At 67.3% G+C, this 16484-nt stretch carries 15 protein-coding genes and 6 pseudogenes; 12 read left to right on the top strand and 9 right to left on the bottom strand.

Annotated elements, in window-relative coordinates; genetic code table 11:
- Positions 1–163: 163 nt before the first annotated feature.
- The 3 genes and pseudogenes from OG819_RS34810 to OG819_RS34800 all read left to right on the top strand — a co-directional run.
- Positions 164–343: pseudogene (locus tag OG819_RS34810) on the top strand (hypothetical protein); the annotation flags it as partial.
- A 387-nt stretch (positions 344–730) separates the two neighbouring features.
- Positions 731–910 carry a hypothetical protein gene (locus OG819_RS34805; protein ID WP_266653102.1) on the top strand — a complete coding sequence of 60 codons (180 nt, stop codon included), beginning with the start codon at positions 731–733 and terminating at the stop codon, positions 908–910.
- 312 nt (positions 911–1222) lie between these two features.
- Positions 1223–1762 carry a hypothetical protein gene (locus tag OG819_RS34800; RefSeq protein WP_266653100.1) on the top strand — a complete coding sequence of 180 codons (540 nt, stop codon included), beginning with the start codon at positions 1223–1225 and terminating at the stop codon, positions 1760–1762.
- A gap of 180 nt (positions 1763–1942) precedes the next feature.
- Here the strand turns inward: OG819_RS34800 and OG819_RS34795 are convergent.
- The 3 genes and pseudogenes from OG819_RS34795 to OG819_RS34785 all read right to left on the bottom strand — a co-directional run bounded on the left by OG819_RS34795 (position 1943) and on the right by OG819_RS34785 (position 3762).
- A pseudogene (locus OG819_RS34795) lies at positions 1943–2469 on the bottom strand (transposase).
- 51 nt (positions 2470–2520) lie between these two features.
- Positions 2521–2706 (bottom strand): annotated as a pseudogene (locus tag OG819_RS34790) (transposase); the annotation flags it as partial.
- A gap of 327 nt (positions 2707–3033) precedes the next feature.
- Positions 3034–3762 carry a hypothetical protein gene (locus tag OG819_RS34785; protein WP_266653098.1) on the bottom strand — a complete coding sequence of 243 codons (729 nt, stop codon included), beginning with the start codon at positions 3760–3762 and terminating at the stop codon, positions 3034–3036.
- A gap of 718 nt (positions 3763–4480) precedes the next feature.
- On the opposite strand from OG819_RS34785, the gene OG819_RS34780 reads away from it, so the two are divergent.
- Positions 4481–4618: a hypothetical protein gene (locus tag OG819_RS34780; protein ID WP_266653093.1), complete on the top strand. Its 138-nt coding sequence runs from the start codon at positions 4481–4483 to the stop codon at positions 4616–4618.
- A 230-nt stretch (positions 4619–4848) separates the two neighbouring features.
- Entirely contained in the window at positions 4849–5091 is a 243-nt protein-coding gene (locus OG819_RS34775) for a DUF5302 domain-containing protein (protein ID WP_266634002.1), read from the top strand.
- 83 nt (positions 5092–5174) lie between these two features.
- Here OG819_RS34775 and OG819_RS34770 read toward each other — a convergent pair whose 3' ends face one another.
- Positions 5175–5414, bottom strand: a complete 240-nt coding sequence (locus tag OG819_RS34770) for a hypothetical protein (protein ID WP_266653091.1) — start codon at positions 5412–5414, stop codon at positions 5175–5177.
- Between the two features lie 292 nt (positions 5415–5706).
- Positions 5707–8202, bottom strand: a complete 2496-nt coding sequence (locus OG819_RS34765) for a SpoIIE family protein phosphatase (protein WP_266653089.1) — start codon at positions 8200–8202, stop codon at positions 5707–5709.
- A gap of 331 nt (positions 8203–8533) precedes the next feature.
- On the opposite strand from OG819_RS34765, the pseudogene OG819_RS34760 reads away from it, so the two are divergent.
- Positions 8534–8746, top strand: a pseudogene (locus tag OG819_RS34760) (DNA starvation/stationary phase protection protein); the annotation flags it as partial.
- 518 nt (positions 8747–9264) lie between these two features.
- Here OG819_RS34760 and OG819_RS34755 read toward each other — a convergent pair.
- A pseudogene (locus tag OG819_RS34755) lies at positions 9265–10281 on the bottom strand (integrase core domain-containing protein).
- A gap of 199 nt (positions 10282–10480) precedes the next feature.
- Positions 10481–10918 (bottom strand): cupin domain-containing protein, encoded by a 438-nt coding sequence (locus tag OG819_RS34750; protein ID WP_266634008.1) that lies wholly within the window; start codon positions 10916–10918, stop codon positions 10481–10483.
- A 378-nt stretch (positions 10919–11296) separates the two neighbouring features.
- On the opposite strand from OG819_RS34750, the pseudogene OG819_RS58710 reads away from it, so the two are divergent.
- The 5 genes and pseudogenes from OG819_RS58710 to OG819_RS34725 form a co-directional block, all read left to right on the top strand.
- Positions 11297–11664: pseudogene (locus tag OG819_RS58710) on the top strand (transposase); the annotation flags it as partial.
- A gap of 78 nt (positions 11665–11742) precedes the next feature.
- Positions 11743–12156 (top strand): transposase, encoded by a 414-nt coding sequence (locus tag OG819_RS34740; RefSeq protein WP_266623313.1) that lies wholly within the window; start codon positions 11743–11745, stop codon positions 12154–12156.
- On the top strand, positions 12153–13214 hold the full coding sequence (locus tag OG819_RS34735) for an IS3 family transposase (protein ID WP_266623315.1): 1062 nt from the start codon (positions 12153–12155) through the stop codon (positions 13212–13214). The genes OG819_RS34740 and OG819_RS34735 overlap by 4 nt, the downstream gene beginning before the upstream one ends.
- 59 nt (positions 13215–13273) lie before the next feature.
- Positions 13274–13423 (top strand): hypothetical protein, encoded by a 150-nt coding sequence (locus OG819_RS34730; RefSeq protein WP_266635226.1) that lies wholly within the window; start codon positions 13274–13276, stop codon positions 13421–13423.
- A 377-nt stretch (positions 13424–13800) separates the two neighbouring features.
- Positions 13801–14388, top strand: a complete 588-nt coding sequence (locus OG819_RS34725) for a histidine phosphatase family protein (protein ID WP_266634010.1) — start codon at positions 13801–13803, stop codon at positions 14386–14388.
- Between the two features lie 296 nt (positions 14389–14684).
- Here OG819_RS34725 and OG819_RS34720 read toward each other — a convergent pair whose 3' ends face one another.
- Both OG819_RS34720 and OG819_RS34715 read right to left on the bottom strand, forming a co-directional pair.
- Positions 14685–15134, bottom strand: coding sequence for a hypothetical protein (locus OG819_RS34720; RefSeq protein ID WP_266634012.1), 450 nt, complete (start codon positions 15132–15134; stop codon positions 14685–14687).
- Positions 15135–15414: 280 nt separating this feature from the next.
- On the bottom strand, positions 15415–16026 hold the full coding sequence (locus OG819_RS34715; RefSeq protein ID WP_266653087.1) for a hypothetical protein: 612 nt from the start codon (positions 16024–16026) through the stop codon (positions 15415–15417).
- A gap of 245 nt (positions 16027–16271) precedes the next feature.
- Here OG819_RS34715 and OG819_RS34710 point away from each other — a divergent pair, with 245 nt between their 5' ends.
- Complete coding sequence (locus OG819_RS34710) at positions 16272–16463, top strand: hypothetical protein (protein ID WP_266634016.1); 192 nt, start codon at positions 16272–16274, stop codon at positions 16461–16463.
- The last annotated feature ends 21 nt before the right edge of the window (positions 16464–16484 follow it).

Below are 16484 nucleotides of genomic sequence, written 5' to 3'. Positions count from 1 at the left end.
ACCTGGATCACCGGCTTCTACAACACACACCGACTACACAGCGTATGTGGGTATCAGAGTCCGATCGACTACGAGCACGACCACCGCGCCAACTCCGCCTTGGAGCTGGCCGCTTAGAAGATCTCCACAGTCCGAGGGGATTGACACCCCGCTCCTGGCGCGTACCGCCTGTGCCCTGTACGAATCCCTCGGCCTGCAGCGCGCCCGGGTACGGGACATCGCACTGCGCGCCGACGCCCTTCGGCCCGCTGCCATGGCCACTCGCCAGCTCACCCTCGACACCGCCGACGACAAGCCCCTCGCGATCGAAGCCGTCGCTGACCGCGCCCGCGCCCGATACGGGCACAGCATGCTCTACCCCGCACCCCTCGCGATCGGCGCGCGACTGTCAGCCGCAAGCCGCCGACGTGGACGCTTCCGGGCAGTGGCAGTCAGGAGGGGACCGATGACGTACCACGTCAGGATGCAGTTCACGCCCGACGGCCCGGCCGTCGAAGGAACGTGGGCCAACCCCGACACGGCTCTCGACCGGTACCGAGAGTGGGTGGGCAGCCACGGAAGCCTGTCCGAGGTGAAGATCGTTCTTGCCGAGGAGACCGACGACGGCCGTCTGTACACGCTCCGGACCTGGACGAAGGAGCACGGAGAAGAAGCCACTGCTCCAAGGCTCTTGCGAATTCCCGACAGCCCCGGCTCTGACCGGACCTCCTCGGCTGTCGAGTGAGGAGGCATGTGCTCCAACGACGCTCGTGTGCCCTGCGGCCCGTGCCGGACCCGTTCACGCACGATTACCCGGCTCGAACAGCACAACGTCGACCTGACCGCGTCCTTGGAGGAGCGCGAGGCCGAACTGGAGGCCGCCCGGGAAGCCAACCGGCAGTTGACCAGGGCTTTGAACCAGCGCGAATAGCCAGATGGTTGCCCCGCAACAGCGCGCAGGCCACGCTGGGCGGTGATGTCGGTGACAAGCCCATGGAGGCGGCCGTGGCCATCACGTTGCCGCTGCCCCAGGTCTCGTTGCCGGACCTGCCAGTGGTCGACAACGCCATGCGATTTCAATGCCACCCCCGAAGTCGTCCGCGACCTGGCGGTCCGTCGGCTCCACGTGCGCGTGGTCGTCATTCCGGTCCCATCCGCCAGCGCCGTCGTCGACAGGGCAGGCGCGATCGGGTGAACGGACCGCGCCCCCGGCGGTGCGTGTACGCAGGAAAGCGACGAGTGCATGACCATCGAAATCGTCGCCACTCCGCCGGAACCGTACGAGGCGGACTGGCGAGGCTATGTGCCGGAGCCGTGTCTGCTGGCACCAGAAGCAGTCACCGAGTATCCCAACAGCCTTGATCTGAGCCCGGAGATGCGGCTGGCGGTGGGGGACTGGAGCAGGTGGCAGGCAGCTGGCGTCGGCGTGGACAGCTCGTACGCGGACTATCCGGCGGAGTTCTATGACGGCAATCTGGCTGACGCTCCCGGCTGGAAGGTCGGCGGCTGGCCTCGGTGGGGCCGCACCGACCCGTATCGCCGATTCTGCGCTGTCTGCGACGCTCAGATGGTCCCGCTGCTGACCATCGCCTCCTTCGAATGGGACGGTGGTGAGCTACGCGGCTGGGCGCCATACGAAGACCAAGCCGCCGCCTACGCGACTCATGACGCCGGCCAGGACCCGGTGCAGCCGACGAAGGTCGAAGTCGGCAGCACGGACCATATGCAGCTCTACGTTTGTCCGATCTCTCCCGAACATCCACACACCGACCTGATCCAATGAACTGTCGGGCCTGTCACACACCCTCCCGGGACCTCCCCCTGGCGCCGTACTTCCAAGCAGCAGGCCAGGACGGCAACGCGCTGATCACCTGGCTGGACTGACACTTGCCCAAGCTCGATCCCAGGGTGGACTGCCCGGTCCTCCGTCACGGACGTTGAGCTCGTGATGTCCCGTCGGTGATCACGGGCTGATCGTCAGTCCTGTCTCGGTAAGGCAGCCGTCTATGAGGTGGTTGCGGTACTGGATGTGGCGGAGGCCGCTTCGCACGCGCTGCATGAGGTGCTCTGGGGTGGTGAAGGCGACGCTGGAGAGCCATCCGCGCCGTAGCAGGGACCAGATGCCCTCGACGGGATTGACGTCGAGGGCATAGGGCGGCAGGTAGTAGATGGTCAGCCAGTCCCGGGTCTCGGGAACTCCCGCAGGCCTGCAGCCTTGTGGACGTTGAGGTTGTCCCACACGAGCACGATCGGTCCGCCGAGTTGCTGGTGGGCCGCGATGAGCAGGTCCCGGTAGTCACGCCAGGAGAAGCTCTTGCGGCCGTCGTGGTTGCCGTCGTCACGGCGGGGCCGGTAGATCAGACGCGACCTGTGGCCGGGTTTGTAGCAGGTCAGCGCGGCGATGGAGACGCGTCTGCGGGAGCGGCCGCGGACCCGCACCACGTTGGTGCGTCCTCGCTGCGACCACGTCCTCGCGTGCGGCGGCGTCATGGAGAGGCTCAGTCAAGATTTCCGTGACGGGGTGACGGAGTGTGGTTTGGGTCAGGCCAGGAGGACTCGTTTGCGGAGTAGTGCGAAGCCGGCTCTCCCATACATCTGTCGCTTCAGCATCTTGATCCGGTTGACGTGGCCTTCGACAGGGCCGGAACTCCAGGGCAGCGTAAGGCCCGCGGTGACAGCCTGGTAATCACGCCGAAGGCCGTCGGCGAAGGCGTGCAGGGCGGGTAGGGGCCCGACTGTGCGTCGGTTGTCCACAGTGGCGACCATGCGGACTTCGGCGCCGCATCGGTCCGGCCGTGAACCACTCAAATGCAGCTACTTCAGGATGGGACTGCGAGCTCTGACACGCATCGGACAGCGAGGCGCTGTCACGTTGACTGACCGGCGCATGGGCTTCGGTCGCGCGCACCTCTCGCTTCTCCGCAAACGCATCCTTCACAGCCCATGACCGCTAATCGGTTACAAGATCTCCGACAGCGCCCGTTTCCCCATGGGGACGACGGCCGCCGACGGTGACCACAGATCCGGTTTCCACGCTCCTGCTCGGCGTCGGCCTCACAGATACCGCGGCGTGCTGGAACCGGTGAGATCATCCGTCCGCCCACCGCGCCGCCACAGCAACACGCTGAGCGCGACGAACCAGACGAAGCCAAGGAAACGACCGACCGGGATGAAGACCGAGCCGCCTTCGGCGACGAGCGAGCTCATCGACAATACGCCGGCCACCCCGATCACGATGCCGCTCCACGTGACCCAGGCGGGCAAGGCGTGGCTGGCGCGTCCCGTCGCGGCGACCAGGAAGATCGCCACGCCAAGGGTGGCGATGGCCGGTCCGGCACCGGTGATGAAGGACAGGTCCGAGACGGCCCGATACGTGGACAGCTCCGCCTTGGAGCTGATCTGGGCCAGAACCCAGCTGGTGCTGGCGGAGAGCAGGAGGAGGGCTCCGGCGACGGTGGCCAGCGCGCGGACCATGCCCGCCGCGGCGTCGCTGCCGTACCTGCGGACGAACGCGGTCAGACAGGGGACGAACGCCAGCAGCGCGAGGGCGGACAGCCCCTGGAGCAGGCCGAGAATGCGGAAGAGATCGTCCAGCCTGGCTGGATCCTTCAGCCGATACGCCTGTACTTCGGCGTCGCTGGAGTACGGCGTTACCGTGCCGGACGGGCCCAGCGCCCCGGCGATGACGAGACTGGCCACGAAGAACAGGACGTACAGCGCGCCGGTCAGAGCGCCAAGGTCCCGGCGCTGGGCGCTCGTGCGGGTGAGCGTGGCGGTGGTCACGGAGGCGACCCTCCTGAGGTAAGTGGTGACGGCGGAGCGGAAGTCCCGGCCCCGCTGTCTTCACCATCACAGAGCGGCTCCTGTGGGACGTCCCGCGCAGGAAGGCCGTGGGCGTACTCCCGGTGGCGTAGATCCATCCGCTGAACTGCTCGGAGTGCCGACCGTACTCGCGTCGGAGCAGCGGGAGTTACTTCCGCCGACGGACGCCCTGGACGGTCAGAAGGGAGAGCCTGGCCGCGTGCATGTGACCCTGACCTGATTGAGGTATCTATGCCCCCCTCCGCCGGATCATCGACGGTGACGACGCCCGCTGGCGATGGCCCACAACGGCGTTCAGGCCACCGGTTGCCTCAGACGGCCCGTAAGAGCATGGTCGTCGTGCATGTGGTCGTCTCTGTCAGTTGGTTGGCCCTGATGCTCTGCCTGTTCACCCTGGGGACGACGGCGCTCGCGACGAACAATGCCGACACCCTACGGACCGCCTACCGGGCGATGGGGATGCTGGGGAACGTTCTGATCATCCCACTGAGCCTGCTCACGTTGGTCAGCGGTGTGATGCTGGCGCTCGCCACGCCGTGGGGCCTGTTTCGGTACTACTGGGTCAGTGCCAAGTTCTGGCTGACCCTGGCGGCGACGGTGGCCTCGATTTGCCCTCACTGCCAGACTCCACGACGCGGCGGATGCGGTGACCCGGCATCCGGTGGGCCCCATCTCAGCCATGGATCTGGGATTCATCCGCTACAACATGGTGATCGTCCCGGCCGTCGCGCTCCTGCTGTATCTCGCCAACGTCATCTTGTCCGTCTTCAAGCCATGGGGTCGACGGCCGGCCGTGCCGAGTGCAGGCCGGCAGTAGCGTCGCCGTGATCAGCTGTGAGTCGTCGTTGTTCTACGGGGACATGCCGACCGACCTGTCGGGCGCCTGGCGAATTACCAGCCCTGTCACAAGATCTCCGACAGAGCCGAATTGGGTGACCGTCGACACTCACCAACCTTCGCGGACGCGCGCCCGGACTGGGGGCCTGATCGCGGACACCATGATTCATGACAAGCTGTGCTTCCCACTGCCCGAACCCGGAGGTCACCATGACTGCAGAGCCCTCACCGCAAGAAGGTTCGGAGCCGGCCGACATGGAGGAGCCCGCGCCGGCACCCGACGACGACGGGCAGGATGACTTGAAACGCAAGTTCCGGGACGCCCTGGCGCGCAAGCGGGGCATGCAGGCGGACGCGGCCGCCCTCGCTGCGAACACCGACGCGTCGAAGATCCGCGGGGCGCACGGCCCGGCTGCGAGTCAGCGGTCGTTTCGGCGCAAGAGCGGCGGCTGAGTCCAAACGGCCGCCGGAGGGGACTGGCAGGGCACGGTCCGGCCGTCGTGCCGGCCCGCCAAGCTCCACCCTGGGTCGCCCGCTCACGACCCATCGGGTGAGGCCTTGCCGCGCAGGTTTGGCAAAGGCCGTAGCCAGGAAACAACCTCAGCGACGTCGGCATCCTGCAGCTGGCCGGCGTCCTCGCGCCCGTCGTGCTGTTCGCCGAAGACCCCGACCTGATCCGCCAGGGCATCGCCGTACCGGGATGGAGGGACGTATGGGTTGTTCTGACGGATCGGCAAGGCGGAAGCCGGCATGCAGGCCAGCGGCAACGCGGTCATGGGGACCGGCTACGGCCTATACGGTGCCGCGCGCCTGGTCCGCGCCCACCCCGTGGCCGCCGGGATTGTGGCGGCCGCCGTCGGCGTCTACGCCTACCGCAACCGTGGCGATTCACCGCCGACACCCGCGCGAAGCTCGCCCGGTTTGGCACGGAGTCCTTGAGAACCTGGCCGAACCGTACGGCCAGTGTGAGCTGTACAAGCCCGGCTGGGGACAGGCGGCCCGGGCTCCTGTTCCCGAGCTCTTGAATCCGAGGTCGTCGCGGCACCGTATGAGGCGATCAATGCCCTTTCAGAACAGGACTTTACGCGTTTCCCGTGCGGTCGGACCCGCGGCGGCCTCCTCCGGCTCGGGCATGGCGATCAGGAGCAGTGTCACGTCGTCGTCATGGGCGACCGGGTCCGGAATGAGGGCCCCGATCAGCCGGGCCGTGGCCTCATCGAGGATCTCCGGGCCGGCGGGAGCGTCCTTCAGCGCGATGTCGAGGGTGCGCGCGAGGACGTCGATCTGGGAGTCGATGTCCGTGCCGGGCCTCTCGACCAGTCCGTCGGTGAAGAGCGCGAGAGTGCTGCCCGGCGGCAGCCGATGAGTCGTCTCCTGGAATGACAGCCCGACGCCGCACGAATCGTTGACGCCCAGCGGCACACTGATCGGTGTCTGCAGCCGGTGGGCAGCTCCTCTGGGGGTCACTGCGATAACCGGGAGGTGTCCGGCCGAGCACAGGGTGACCTCCCGGGCGTCGTGGTCGATCACCAGGTAGCAGCAGGTGACCAGCTGGTCCGCCAGGTCGCTGACGAACGCGTCAAGACCGGTCATGACCTGGCAGGGGGGTATGCCCGTACGGGCCAGGGCGTGGGCGGCGGCGCGCAGCTGGCCCATGACGGCCGCCGCGTCCAGGCCCCGGCCCATCACGTCGCCGATGACGATGCCAGTGCGGTTCCTGTCCAGGGGAATGATGTCGAACCAGTCACCGCCGAGCCCAGGGTCTTGGACGGACGCCAGGTACCGGTGGGCGCTGGGCAGGTGCGGCAGGCAGGGCGGCTCGCCCATGAGGCTGTGCTGCAGGGTGTAGGCGATGTGTCGTTGCTGCTCGTAGCGCTCGGTGTGTGCGGCCTCGGCCTGTCTGCGTTCGGTGATGTCCCGCACGGTCAGGAACACCAGCGTGTCCTGTTCGGCCTGGAAGGTGCTGACGCTCACCTCAACGGGGAACACACCGCCGTCGCTGTGCAGCCCGTACAGTCCCCGGTCCAGGACTGCCGGCTTCGGGTCGGCCAGCCGCAGGTACCGGCGCAGCAGCGTGCTGTGCAAGGGACGCCGTGGGCCGGGCGCCAGGTCCTCGACCTTGGCGCCGACGATGTCAGCCGGCGCATGGCCGAACAGTGACTCCACCTGTGCGTTGGCCATGACGATGATGCCGTCGCCGTCGGTGATCAGGGTGGCGTCGGGTGCGGATTCCAGCAGCGCGAGGAAGCGCCGGTTGGCCCGCTGAACCTCGCGCTGGGCCGCGACTCGCTCGGTGATGTCGGCGAGCACGCCGGCCACGGCGTAGGGCGAGCCGCACGGATCGTTGAGTGGGAACAAGGTGGTGAGGAAGTCCCGTGGACCTCCTGGCAGGTCGAAACTCTCCTGCCGCTGTACGGGGGTGCCCCGTGCCAGCATGTCGAGGTCGGCCAGCCGCGCCTGATGCGCGATGTCCGGCGTCATGACGTCCCGTTCCCGGCAGCCCAGTACCCGTGAGCGGGACAGGCCCGTGCTCTCCTCGAACCTCGTGTTGACCGCCAGGAAGCGACCGTCCAGGTCCTTGATGAACATCACCGCGGGCGTGTGGTCCATGAACGCCTGCAGCAGTTCGTTCTGTCGCACCTGCCCTTCGGCACGCGCGTGCGCCATCTCGATGCGGCGGCCCACGACCAAGGCGGCGAAGATGACCACGATGAACACGGCCACGTGACCGCACACCAGCAGCGCGATGCCCAGACGCGTCCCGTACAGCCCCGCGTCTTCACCGGCCAGGACGCCCCGGCCCAGCAGCAGCGGCGCCACCAGGGTGGTGGCGAACAGTCGGCGGCCCAGCGCGCCTGTGGTGCCCGCGTTCAGCAGCAGGCCCGCAGGGCCTTCCTCCGGTCGGGCCACGAAGGCCGCGAGGCCCAGCAGTACCAAGGCGAGCGCGGTGTACAGAGCCATGCCCGTGTGGTCACCGAACCGTTCCAGCTCAGGCACGGTGTAGGCGAACCCGTAGAGCCGCAGCATGCCCAGACTGAGGACGGCCAAGCCTGGGATCTGACTCGTCCAGGCGGGCAGTCGGGATGTGCTCGCGCACAGGGACGCCGCACCCCCCAGCGCCAGTGCCACAGCCGTGTCCGGTGCCATCCGTCCCGGCACCCCTGTTGCCATTCGGGCGGTGTCGTCCTTGAAGAGAAACTCATCGATGCCCAGGCTCGCCCCGGTCATGTACTCCACAAGGACAAGCCCACCGATCAAGGCGGCCAGGAGCGCGGCCGCACGGGACACGGCGATCGCCCGCGGGGCTACGGGTCTGCGAGCCACCATGAACACGGAGAGGCCCAGCACCAGCAGAGCCAAGGCGGTGTCCGGCTTCATGGACGCGGCAACGCCGGGCACCACGCTCTTCAGCACGCCGTTGCCGAGGATCCAGCCAGACAGACCCGCCGCGCCGAACACGGCCGCCATCAGGGCCGCGCCCTGAGCCACGGCGCGAGCCGCGGCCACGGCGAGCTCATGGAACGGCAGTCTCCGCAGTTCCTCGGCCGACTCTCTGCGTTTCACTAAAACATCACCTTTATGAATGACTCACTCTGGTGGCGTAATTTGCTAAGTAATAGCAATCTTGTTCGCTAATGTCCAGAAAGTTTCATATGTGATTCGCTGTGGGAGGTGATCCCAAGCCCCGTGGGGTCTTCCGCTGCGAGCTGGACGATCTGTAGTTCCTGAGGTGTGAACAGGGCCCCACTCGGTACGGCTTTGACGGTTGGTGCCTTTCGCCCGCCGAGCGGAGTTCTGCCCGTTCGTACCACCGCTCCACCCCGAGCGCGGCGAAGTGACTCTCGGCGTGGCAAGACGTCCGTGAGCGGTGCCGAGCCGAGGACGGCGGAGCGCACTGGGCGGCGTCGCGGTGGGAGACCGGCACGTCACCGAGATCACGTCGATCCCACGGCCCCCGGACGAGGTGGAGGATGTGCCGCCCGGACCGCTGAATGGGGTGACGACGGCACCAATGACCTGCTGATCTCCTGGGTGATCCGGAGCGGGCGAACGGCAGGCGTGGTCCCTGGCCGAATACCCGGTCGCCACACCCATGGCCCGCGCCTGAGTAGCGGTCGCGGCCTCCGTCCGTCCGCCCGACGCAGGTGACCGGGTATCCGGACGGACGTGCCCGGCGACCGTACGCCGCTCCGCTCTCCGCATGCGATGCACCGAAGACCGAATCCCGTCCGTCGCCCTCGTGCCGTTTTCCTTGGAGAGTGTGGATTATCCGTCACCGTATGTGATCGCCTAGGGGCATCGTGACGCGAGGTCTCGGCCTCGACGTGGTCGGTCCGCTGGCGGGTGAGGGCCTGCTCGGTGGGCTCAAGGCCCTCGCGGCAGCGGGCGCGTCAGCCAGCGGCGCGCAATGGATGGCCGCCTGCGAAGCATCGGTGTCGGCGGCCGTCGCGAAACCACCAACAACCCCTTGAAAGCCAACGGCTGATTGGGGTAGCTCCGCGAATGCGCTCTGTTGTGAGGCCTGTTGAGATCTGCTCTTATCAGGCGACCGAGAGGTAAGCCGTGTAGGGCCTGTGCCGCTCGAAAATGCGAATTGGTTCTGTGAGCTGCGGTGATGGGGTTCGGTTAGATGGCGCGGAGGTACTCGTTGACCAGGCCGCCGAGGACGGGGCGTCGCCGGATCCGGTGCGCCTGGAGGTCGGTGACGGTGGCCGCGGTGGGCGGTGCGTCGCTGGCCGGGGGTAGCTGCGCCCGGGACTGGTGGGGGCGGTGCCCGTTGTAGTGCCGGATGTGGTCGGCGAGCACCGCTTGGGCGTGGGTCTTTTTGTAGATCAGCACCCGGTCGAGCACCTCGCGGCGCAGGGTGCCCACGACTCTCTCGCAGATTGCGTTCGCCGGTGTACTTGCTGTCCCGGTCCCGGAGGAGGAAGCGCAGCGAGTCCATCCGGCACCCCTGCGTCATGGCGAGGTTCCTGGCCTGCTGAACGGTCGACGCGGCGCTGGGGTGGGCGGTGACGCCGGCGAGGTGGACGCGGCGGGTGCGGTGCTCGATGAAGACCAGCGCGTACAGGCGCCCCAGCGACACGGTGTCGAGGTGCAGGAAGTCGGCGGCGGTGATGCCGTGGGCCTGGGCGGTCAAGAACTGCCGCCAGGTTGGGCCGGAGCGCTGCGGGGCGGGTTCGATGTTGGCGGCGTGGAGGATCTCCCAGACCGTGGATGGGGCGATCGGGTAGCCGAGGCGGGCGAGTTCGCCCTGTATCCGGCGGTGGCCCCAGCTGCTGTTCTCCCGGGCCAGGCGCAGGATGAGCTGCTTGACGGCGGACGCTGTGGAGGGTCTGCCGGGGCGGCGGTGCCGGGTGAACGTCCACTTCCGGGCGACGAGTCGCCGGTGCCAGGCCAGCAGTGTGGTGGGGGAGACCGCGAAGGCCTGGCGCCGGCGCTCGCGCGGGACCAACCGCGAGAGCGCGGCGAGCCAGATCCGGTCGGCGGGCTCGTAGCGGACCCGGGCGATCTGACGCCGCAGCACTGCGTTCTCGTGCCGCGACGCGAGAAACTCTACGTCCTGGCCACGCGGCTGCGCAGGATGGCTGCGGGCACCGTGATCAGAGTCCGAACGAGCGCGGTGACGGTGGACAGCGGCATCGAAGGATCGTCGCAGATGCTGTGCGGGCCGGTCTTCTGGGCTGGGAACTGCCAGTCAGGCCCAGAATCGTGTTTTCGAGCGGCACAGGCAGAACGTTGTGCGGGTTCGTGAGATCGATAACGATGAAGGCCGAGGTTGCTGCAAAGCCCGGCACCTGGATCGGTGTTCCGGACTCCGCACTCTTGTCGATCTCGCGGGTCAGCCCTCGGAGGGACGCGGGGCGCGCAGGTGCGCCCGTTCCTTCAGCTCCTCCTCGTCGACCAGCGTGAGCATCGGCTGACCCGGGGCGCACACCATGGTCACCACGAACTTGGTCGGTGCGTCCGACAGGGCGTTGCCGTCCTGGTAGTGGATCACGTCACCGCCTGGCTCCCAGAACGTCCCACCGGCCTCGACCACACGCTCTGGCTCACCCTCGAGCTCGAACCGGAGCGCGCCCTCCATCACGTAGCCGAACGACGGGCCCGAGTGGCGATGCGGAGGGAGCCCGGGGTGACCGGGAGGCCACTCGACGAGGATGGTCATTCCCGAACCACCTTCGGGAAAGAAGGGCGGAGTGACTTCCTGCAGCAACTTGACTTCGGGTGGCAAGGAGACCTCGTGGGCGCTCCCGTGCTCTGGGTTCTTCGCTGACATCTACCACACCTCCGTAAGCCTGCCCGGAATGGACGATCTTGCGTCGGCCACCGCATTCCGGACCGGTGTACCGACCCACTCGTTCGGCGGTGACCAAGTTCGCCAGTTCCCGGCTCACACAACTCGCTTCGCGATGAGGACAAGCCACAGCCCGCATACGTGACAGGCTGTGTGCCTTCTGCCTCGCCCAAACAGTCTCGACACCACCCTGCCTCTCGTCGGCGGCCGCCACAATCCGGGAGCCAGCGGCATCGAGACCGCATCGCGCCATGTCATCGGCGAGCATCTAGCGCCCCATCAAGCAGCGTCTGCCCTGTTGTGATCTGACGCGCCGCTCGGGTGCTGGCGCAGGCGGTGCGTCACCATGAGTCTGTCCGGGTGGCAGAACGTGCACGGGTTCGTGAGATCGATGACGATGAAGGCCGGAGGTTGCTGCGGATCATCCGCACAGGCACCGGCTCGGTCGTGACGTGGCGGCGGGCCCAGATGGTGCTGCTGTCAGCACAGGGCATGGTGGTGGCGGAGATCGTTGAGGCGACGTTCACCAGCGCGGACCGGGTCCGCGATGTGATTCACGACTTCAACACGGACGGCTCCGAGGCGCTCTACCCCAGTACAAGGGCGGCCGACCGAGAACCTTCAGCCTTCCGGAACGTCGGGAGATCAAGAAGATCTTCAAGTCCAGGCCGGCCGAGCACGGCCTGCCGTTTTCGACCTGGAGTCTGGCCAAGCTGGCCGACTTCCTGCCCTCTCTGTCAAAGTAGATCGAGTCAGGTATACTGGATGATTCATTGAGTCGAGGGCGGAGAAGGAGTAGTGCCCGGGTGGCCAGCACGAATGACCACGGGACCCCTGATCCGCAGGTAGAAGCCCGTTCGGCCGGTCCGCGCCGGTATACCGCGGAGTACAAGGCGAGGATCCTCGCGGAGTACGAGACGTTGGACAAGAAGGGCAAGGGTGCTCTGCTGCGGCGGGAGGGCCTGTATTCGTCGCTGATCACGACGTGGCGGCAACAGCGGGACAAGGGTGCCCTGGACGCGCTCGCCGCGTCGGCCGGACGGCCGAAGGCGGACCCCAGGGACAAGGAGATCGAGAAGCTCAAGGCGGAGAAAGCCCGCCTGGAAGCCGACCTCGCGAAGGCCCGCACCGTCATCGAGGTCCAGGGAAAACTCTCCGCGCTGCTCGACCAGTTCGCCACGGACAGCGCCCCGACCCGGAACGGCGAGAAGAACCAGTGACCGAAGCCCAGCTCGCGGCCGTGGCGTTCAACACCGCCCGCAATCAGGCCCTTGAAGAGCTCAGCGGGCTGGTCGGACGCGTCCAGGCATGCGCCGCTCTCGGCGTGAGCCGTGCCACCTACTACCGCCAACACCGCCGAAGCCCCGCCCCGGCCAAGCCGCGGCCAGAACGGCGCCGACACGCCCGCGCTCTCACACCCGAGGAGGAGATACGGGTCCTCGACGTGCTCCATTCCCTGGAGTTCGCCGACATGGCGCCCGCCGAGATCTACGCGGTGCTCCTGGACCGGGGTGTCTACCTGTGCTCGGAGTCGACGATGTACCGGCTCCTGCGACGGCATGGCGAGGTCCGTGAACGCCGCCGCCAGGCCGTCCACCCGCCCCGGACCGTTCCCGAGCTGGTCGCCGAGGGCCCGAACCGGGTATGGAGCTGGGACATCACGAAGCTGAAGGGGCCGGTCAAGGGCGTCTACTACTGCCTCTACACGATCATCGACATCTTCAGCCGCTACACGGTCGGCTGGATGATCGCCGCCCACGAGAACAAGGACCTCGCCGAGCGGTTCCTGTCCGAGTCGATCGCCAAGTACGGTATCGAACCAGGGCAGTTGACGATCCACTCGGACCGCGGGTCCCCGATGGTCGCGCAGAACGTCGCCCAGATGATGGCCCATCTCGGCGTCACCAAGTCGCATTCGCGGCCGAAGACGTCGAACGACAACCCGTACAGCGAGAGCCAGTACAAGACCCTGAAATACCGGCACGACTTTCCCGAGCGTTTCGGATCCCTCGAGGACGCCCGGGCGTGGTGCACCCAGTTCTTCACCTGGTACAACGAAGAGCATCGGCACTCCGGGATCGGCCTGCACACGCCCTACGACGTGCACTTCGGTCTCGCCGAGCAGCTCCGCGAGATGCGTGCCGACGTCCTCCAGACGGTCTACGCGAAGCACCCCGAACGCTTCGTCCGCAAACCACCCGAGCCTCCCAAGCTCCCCGCAGCGGCCTGGATCAACCAGCCGGCACCAGACGGCCCACTGATCCCAGCACAGCGTTAGAACGATCTACCTGCCTTGATCGCTTTGACAGGTTCCGCTGGTCGCTGAGGGGGTGGCCGATGACATCAGCCATGAAGGCCTTCGAGTCCTGCTCCGCGAGGAGGGCATCTCCCCACACCTTCGGTCTTGACCGTATGGAAGACGCCTACGAGGTGTTCGCACACGGCACCACCACAGGAGCCCTGAAAGTGGTGCTGTACCGCGAGTGAATCCATCTGCTCGACACAGTGACCGTGGCTGCTGCTCGGCTCGGTCGGCCAGGCCCAATCGCGGCTGGCTTCCGAGTGGGCTGTCTTTACTGAGGGTTCGCCATCTTCGAACGTGCTGGTCGGAGGGGCTGGCGTGACGGCTCTCCGGGCTGCTCGTGCTGGTCACGGGCGGGAGTCTGCGGTCCTGATCCTCTGCCGGGGCAGGTCGGGGCGGTTTCACCAACTCCTGCGCGTCGCGGCTCCTGTGCCGCCTACCATCCGGTTTTGAAGCCATCTCATTTGCTGAGTCCGTAGCCGCAGATGATGACGGGTAGGCGCGGTGGCGAAGGCGAGGAACGTGTCTCGGGGTGCCACAAGATTGGGTAGCGTGCGCGGCTATGGGTGAGCTGATAGTGATCAGGCACGGCCAGACCGAGTGGAGTCGGTCCGGCCAGCACGCTGGCCGGACCGACGTTCCGCTGACTGACGCGGGCGAGGCTGCGGCCAGGGCTCTTGCTCCGAGGCTGGCCCGCCGCCGTCTGGTTGCCGTGTTCAGCAGCCCGCTGAGCCGCGCTATGCGGACGGCCGAGTTGGCCGGTTTGACCGGTGCCAAGCCCGATCCCGACCTGTTGGAGTGGGACTACGGCGGCTACGAGGGTCTGACCGCCGAGGAGATTCGCGAGTCGAGGCCGGGTTGGGACCTGTGGCGGGACGGTGTCATTCCTGGCGATGCCGACCATCCTGGCGAGCTGCTCCAGCAAATGGCCGCGCGCATTGACGCGGCGCTGGACCGCATACGTCCCCTGCTGAGCAACGGCGACGTCGCCGTCGTCGCGCACGGCCATCTGGCCCGCGTGCTCACCGTGCGCTGGCTCGGCCTCGACGCGTCCGCGAGCCGACTGCTTGGCCACCCGCATCCAGGCACTCTCAGCTTCCTGGCCGCGGAGGACGGGCAGCCGTTCATCTCCGCCTGGAACGTCCCATAGCGGAAGCCCACTGCGTCACAGCTGACGCGAGAGGCGTCGGGAGCAGATGAGTGCCGCAGCATCGCCAGCACGAGCACCGCTATCCGGCCCGCGGACAGGTACCACCACGGGGAGCGGATCGCCTTGAGGTGGGAGCGCAGCAAGTCAGCGAGGTAGACGACGGTGCGCGTGGACAGGTTCAGCTTGCACTGGTAGACAGGGGAGACGCCCTCGGCGGGCGCGTTGGTTTTGGTCACACAATCTCAACGGCCGCCGGGTGCACCACAGTTACGTCACACGGCCTGCGGTGGGCCCGGTCACAGGCGTGCGGTGAAGCGTCCGTCGGGCAGCTTGCGCAGCCACCCCCGGTCGGCGAGCTTGGACAGCTTCCCGCGCAGCGGCTCCAGCTTGCCCCGCACCGCCACCTCCAGCACTTCGCCGACCTGCTTGGCCGCCACCGGCGCCCCGGCCTGGCGCACGATCGCGAGGATGCGCTGATACTCCGGCGGCAGCGCGTTTTCGCCGACGCCGGGCCCCGGTGCGGGACCAGCAGCACCGCCCGGCCCGCGAACCTGCGTGGTCACCGGCTCGGCCGCCGCCGTCTTCACGGCGATCTGTTCGGCCATCTGCTGCCAGACCCGTTCGGCGATGGCGAGTTCGTCGCGCTCGGCCCGCACCTCGTCAAGCTGCTTGGCCAGCTGTTCTTCGAGCTCGTCCAGCTCCGCGCGTCGCGCCGCGATCCGTTCCGCGATCTCGGACTCCACCATGAACCGGATCGTAGGCGTCACCAGACCCGCTACGCGGAGGAACCAGCGAAACCGCCCCAGCCCGCCCCGTCGGTCGATCAAGACAGCGGACTCCCGCCCACGACCAGCACGAGCACAGCCCTGGAGCGTCACGCCAGCCCCTCCGACCAGCACGTTCGAAGATGGCGAAGCCTCAGTGAATTTGTGAAGCGTTGATCGCCGCAAGGCGATTCAGGTGGACGACGTTTGTGCGGCTGGGGTTTTCCGTCCTCGAGGCATGGGGCCACACACAGACCACACGTCAACCATCGACTGCGGCACGCCGCATGAGGCGGGGGCGCAGGGCGACAAGGAGTGCAGCGATGACGGCCCAGAGCGCGAGCGTGACGATGGGTCCCGTCGCGTGCGCGCCCCCGAAGTAGCTCAGGCTGCGGATTGCGCGGACGGCTGCGCCCGGCGGTAGCAGTGCCGAGACGGCTCGGGCGGCGCTGGGCAGCAGATCAGCCCCTATGACTGCGCCGCTGGTGGCGTTGCCGACGGTGAGCAGCACGAGGGTGGCGATGGGGAGGCCGACTGGGCCGAGGTAGGCGCCAAGCAGCTTGGTGGTGAAGGCGGCTGCGGCTGCCAGCAAGGTGAGGGTGAGGGCCAAGAATATGACGGGGGCCGGGACAGCACCCAGAAGGGGGCCGGCGATGATCGCTGCGAGGGTGCCGATGGCCGCCGAAGCGCCGCCGAGCAGCCAAAACCGGTGACGCAGGTGCAAGAGCTTTGCCAGGCCAAGTACGTTCGAGGCGAGGACGAAACCGGCCAGGGTCACACCGAAGGCCACGTAGAAGCCGGCCAAGCCGCGGGCCGCTGCCGGCACGGCGATGGCTCGGCTTCGAAGATCTCGCTGCTGCGCCGGTATCGACACCTGCTCAATGCCTCATCTCCACGATGGGGCACCGCAGGTCACACAACAAGGCATGCTTCCAACAGTGGCGCCAGGCGCGACCTTTGCCACGCGCACGCAGTGCGCACACCATCCCCGAGGAGATCGACCAACGACGACGCCGGATGAGACGCAGCTGCCGCGCAGGCAGACCACCAGGATTCGACCGGAGACATACCGTCGACGCAACATGATCGAGCGCTGCTTCAACCAACTCACGGGCTTCCGTGGGATCGCCTGACGACCTGGGCGTCAGCCTGCAGCACGGCGGCTACCAGTACATGTGCGTTCATGTCGATGAGGTCGGCGCAGCGCGCACCGAACTCGCCGAGCGCGGCGTCGACCTCATCGGCAAGCCTTTCGAGATCGAGGACACCAGCCGCCGCCTGGCGTTCTCCGGGACCCGTGGGGCAACATGATCGAACTGTCCCAGAAGCTCC

The sequence above is a fragment of the Streptomyces sp. NBC_01549 genome (assembly GCF_026339955.1).
Taxonomy (GTDB): domain Bacteria; phylum Actinomycetota; class Actinomycetes; order Streptomycetales; family Streptomycetaceae; genus Streptomyces.
The sequence above is the reverse complement of the archived record's forward strand: the minus strand, read 5'-3'. Positions and strand labels throughout refer to the sequence as shown.

What these genes read in the sequence shown, in the direction of transcription:
- OG819_RS34750 (WP_266634008.1), bottom strand. Translation starts at nt 10,918, where the DNA reads ATGTCAGCGAAGAACCCAGAGCACGGGAGCGCCCACGAGGTCTCCTTG.
- OG819_RS34725 (WP_266634010.1), top strand. Translation starts at nt 13,801, where the DNA reads ATGGGTGAGCTGATAGTGATCAGGCACGGCCAGACCGAGTGGAGTCGG.
- OG819_RS34730 (WP_266635226.1), top strand. Translation starts at nt 13,274, where the DNA reads ATGACATCAGCCATGAAGGCCTTCGAGTCCTGCTCCGCGAGGAGGGCA.
- OG819_RS34800 (WP_266653100.1), top strand. Translation starts at nt 1,223, where the DNA reads ATGACCATCGAAATCGTCGCCACTCCGCCGGAACCGTACGAGGCGGAC.
- OG819_RS34770 (WP_266653091.1), bottom strand. Translation starts at nt 5,414, where the DNA reads ATGACCGCGTTGCCGCTGGCCTGCATGCCGGCTTCCGCCTTGCCGATC.
- OG819_RS34720 (WP_266634012.1), bottom strand. Translation starts at nt 15,134, where the DNA reads ATGGTGGAGTCCGAGATCGCGGAACGGATCGCGGCGCGACGCGCGGAG.
- OG819_RS34805 (WP_266653102.1), top strand. Translation starts at nt 731, where the DNA reads ATGTGCTCCAACGACGCTCGTGTGCCCTGCGGCCCGTGCCGGACCCGT.
- OG819_RS34775 (WP_266634002.1), top strand. Translation starts at nt 4,849, where the DNA reads ATGACTGCAGAGCCCTCACCGCAAGAAGGTTCGGAGCCGGCCGACATG.
- OG819_RS34780 (WP_266653093.1), top strand. Translation starts at nt 4,481, where the DNA reads ATGGATCTGGGATTCATCCGCTACAACATGGTGATCGTCCCGGCCGTC.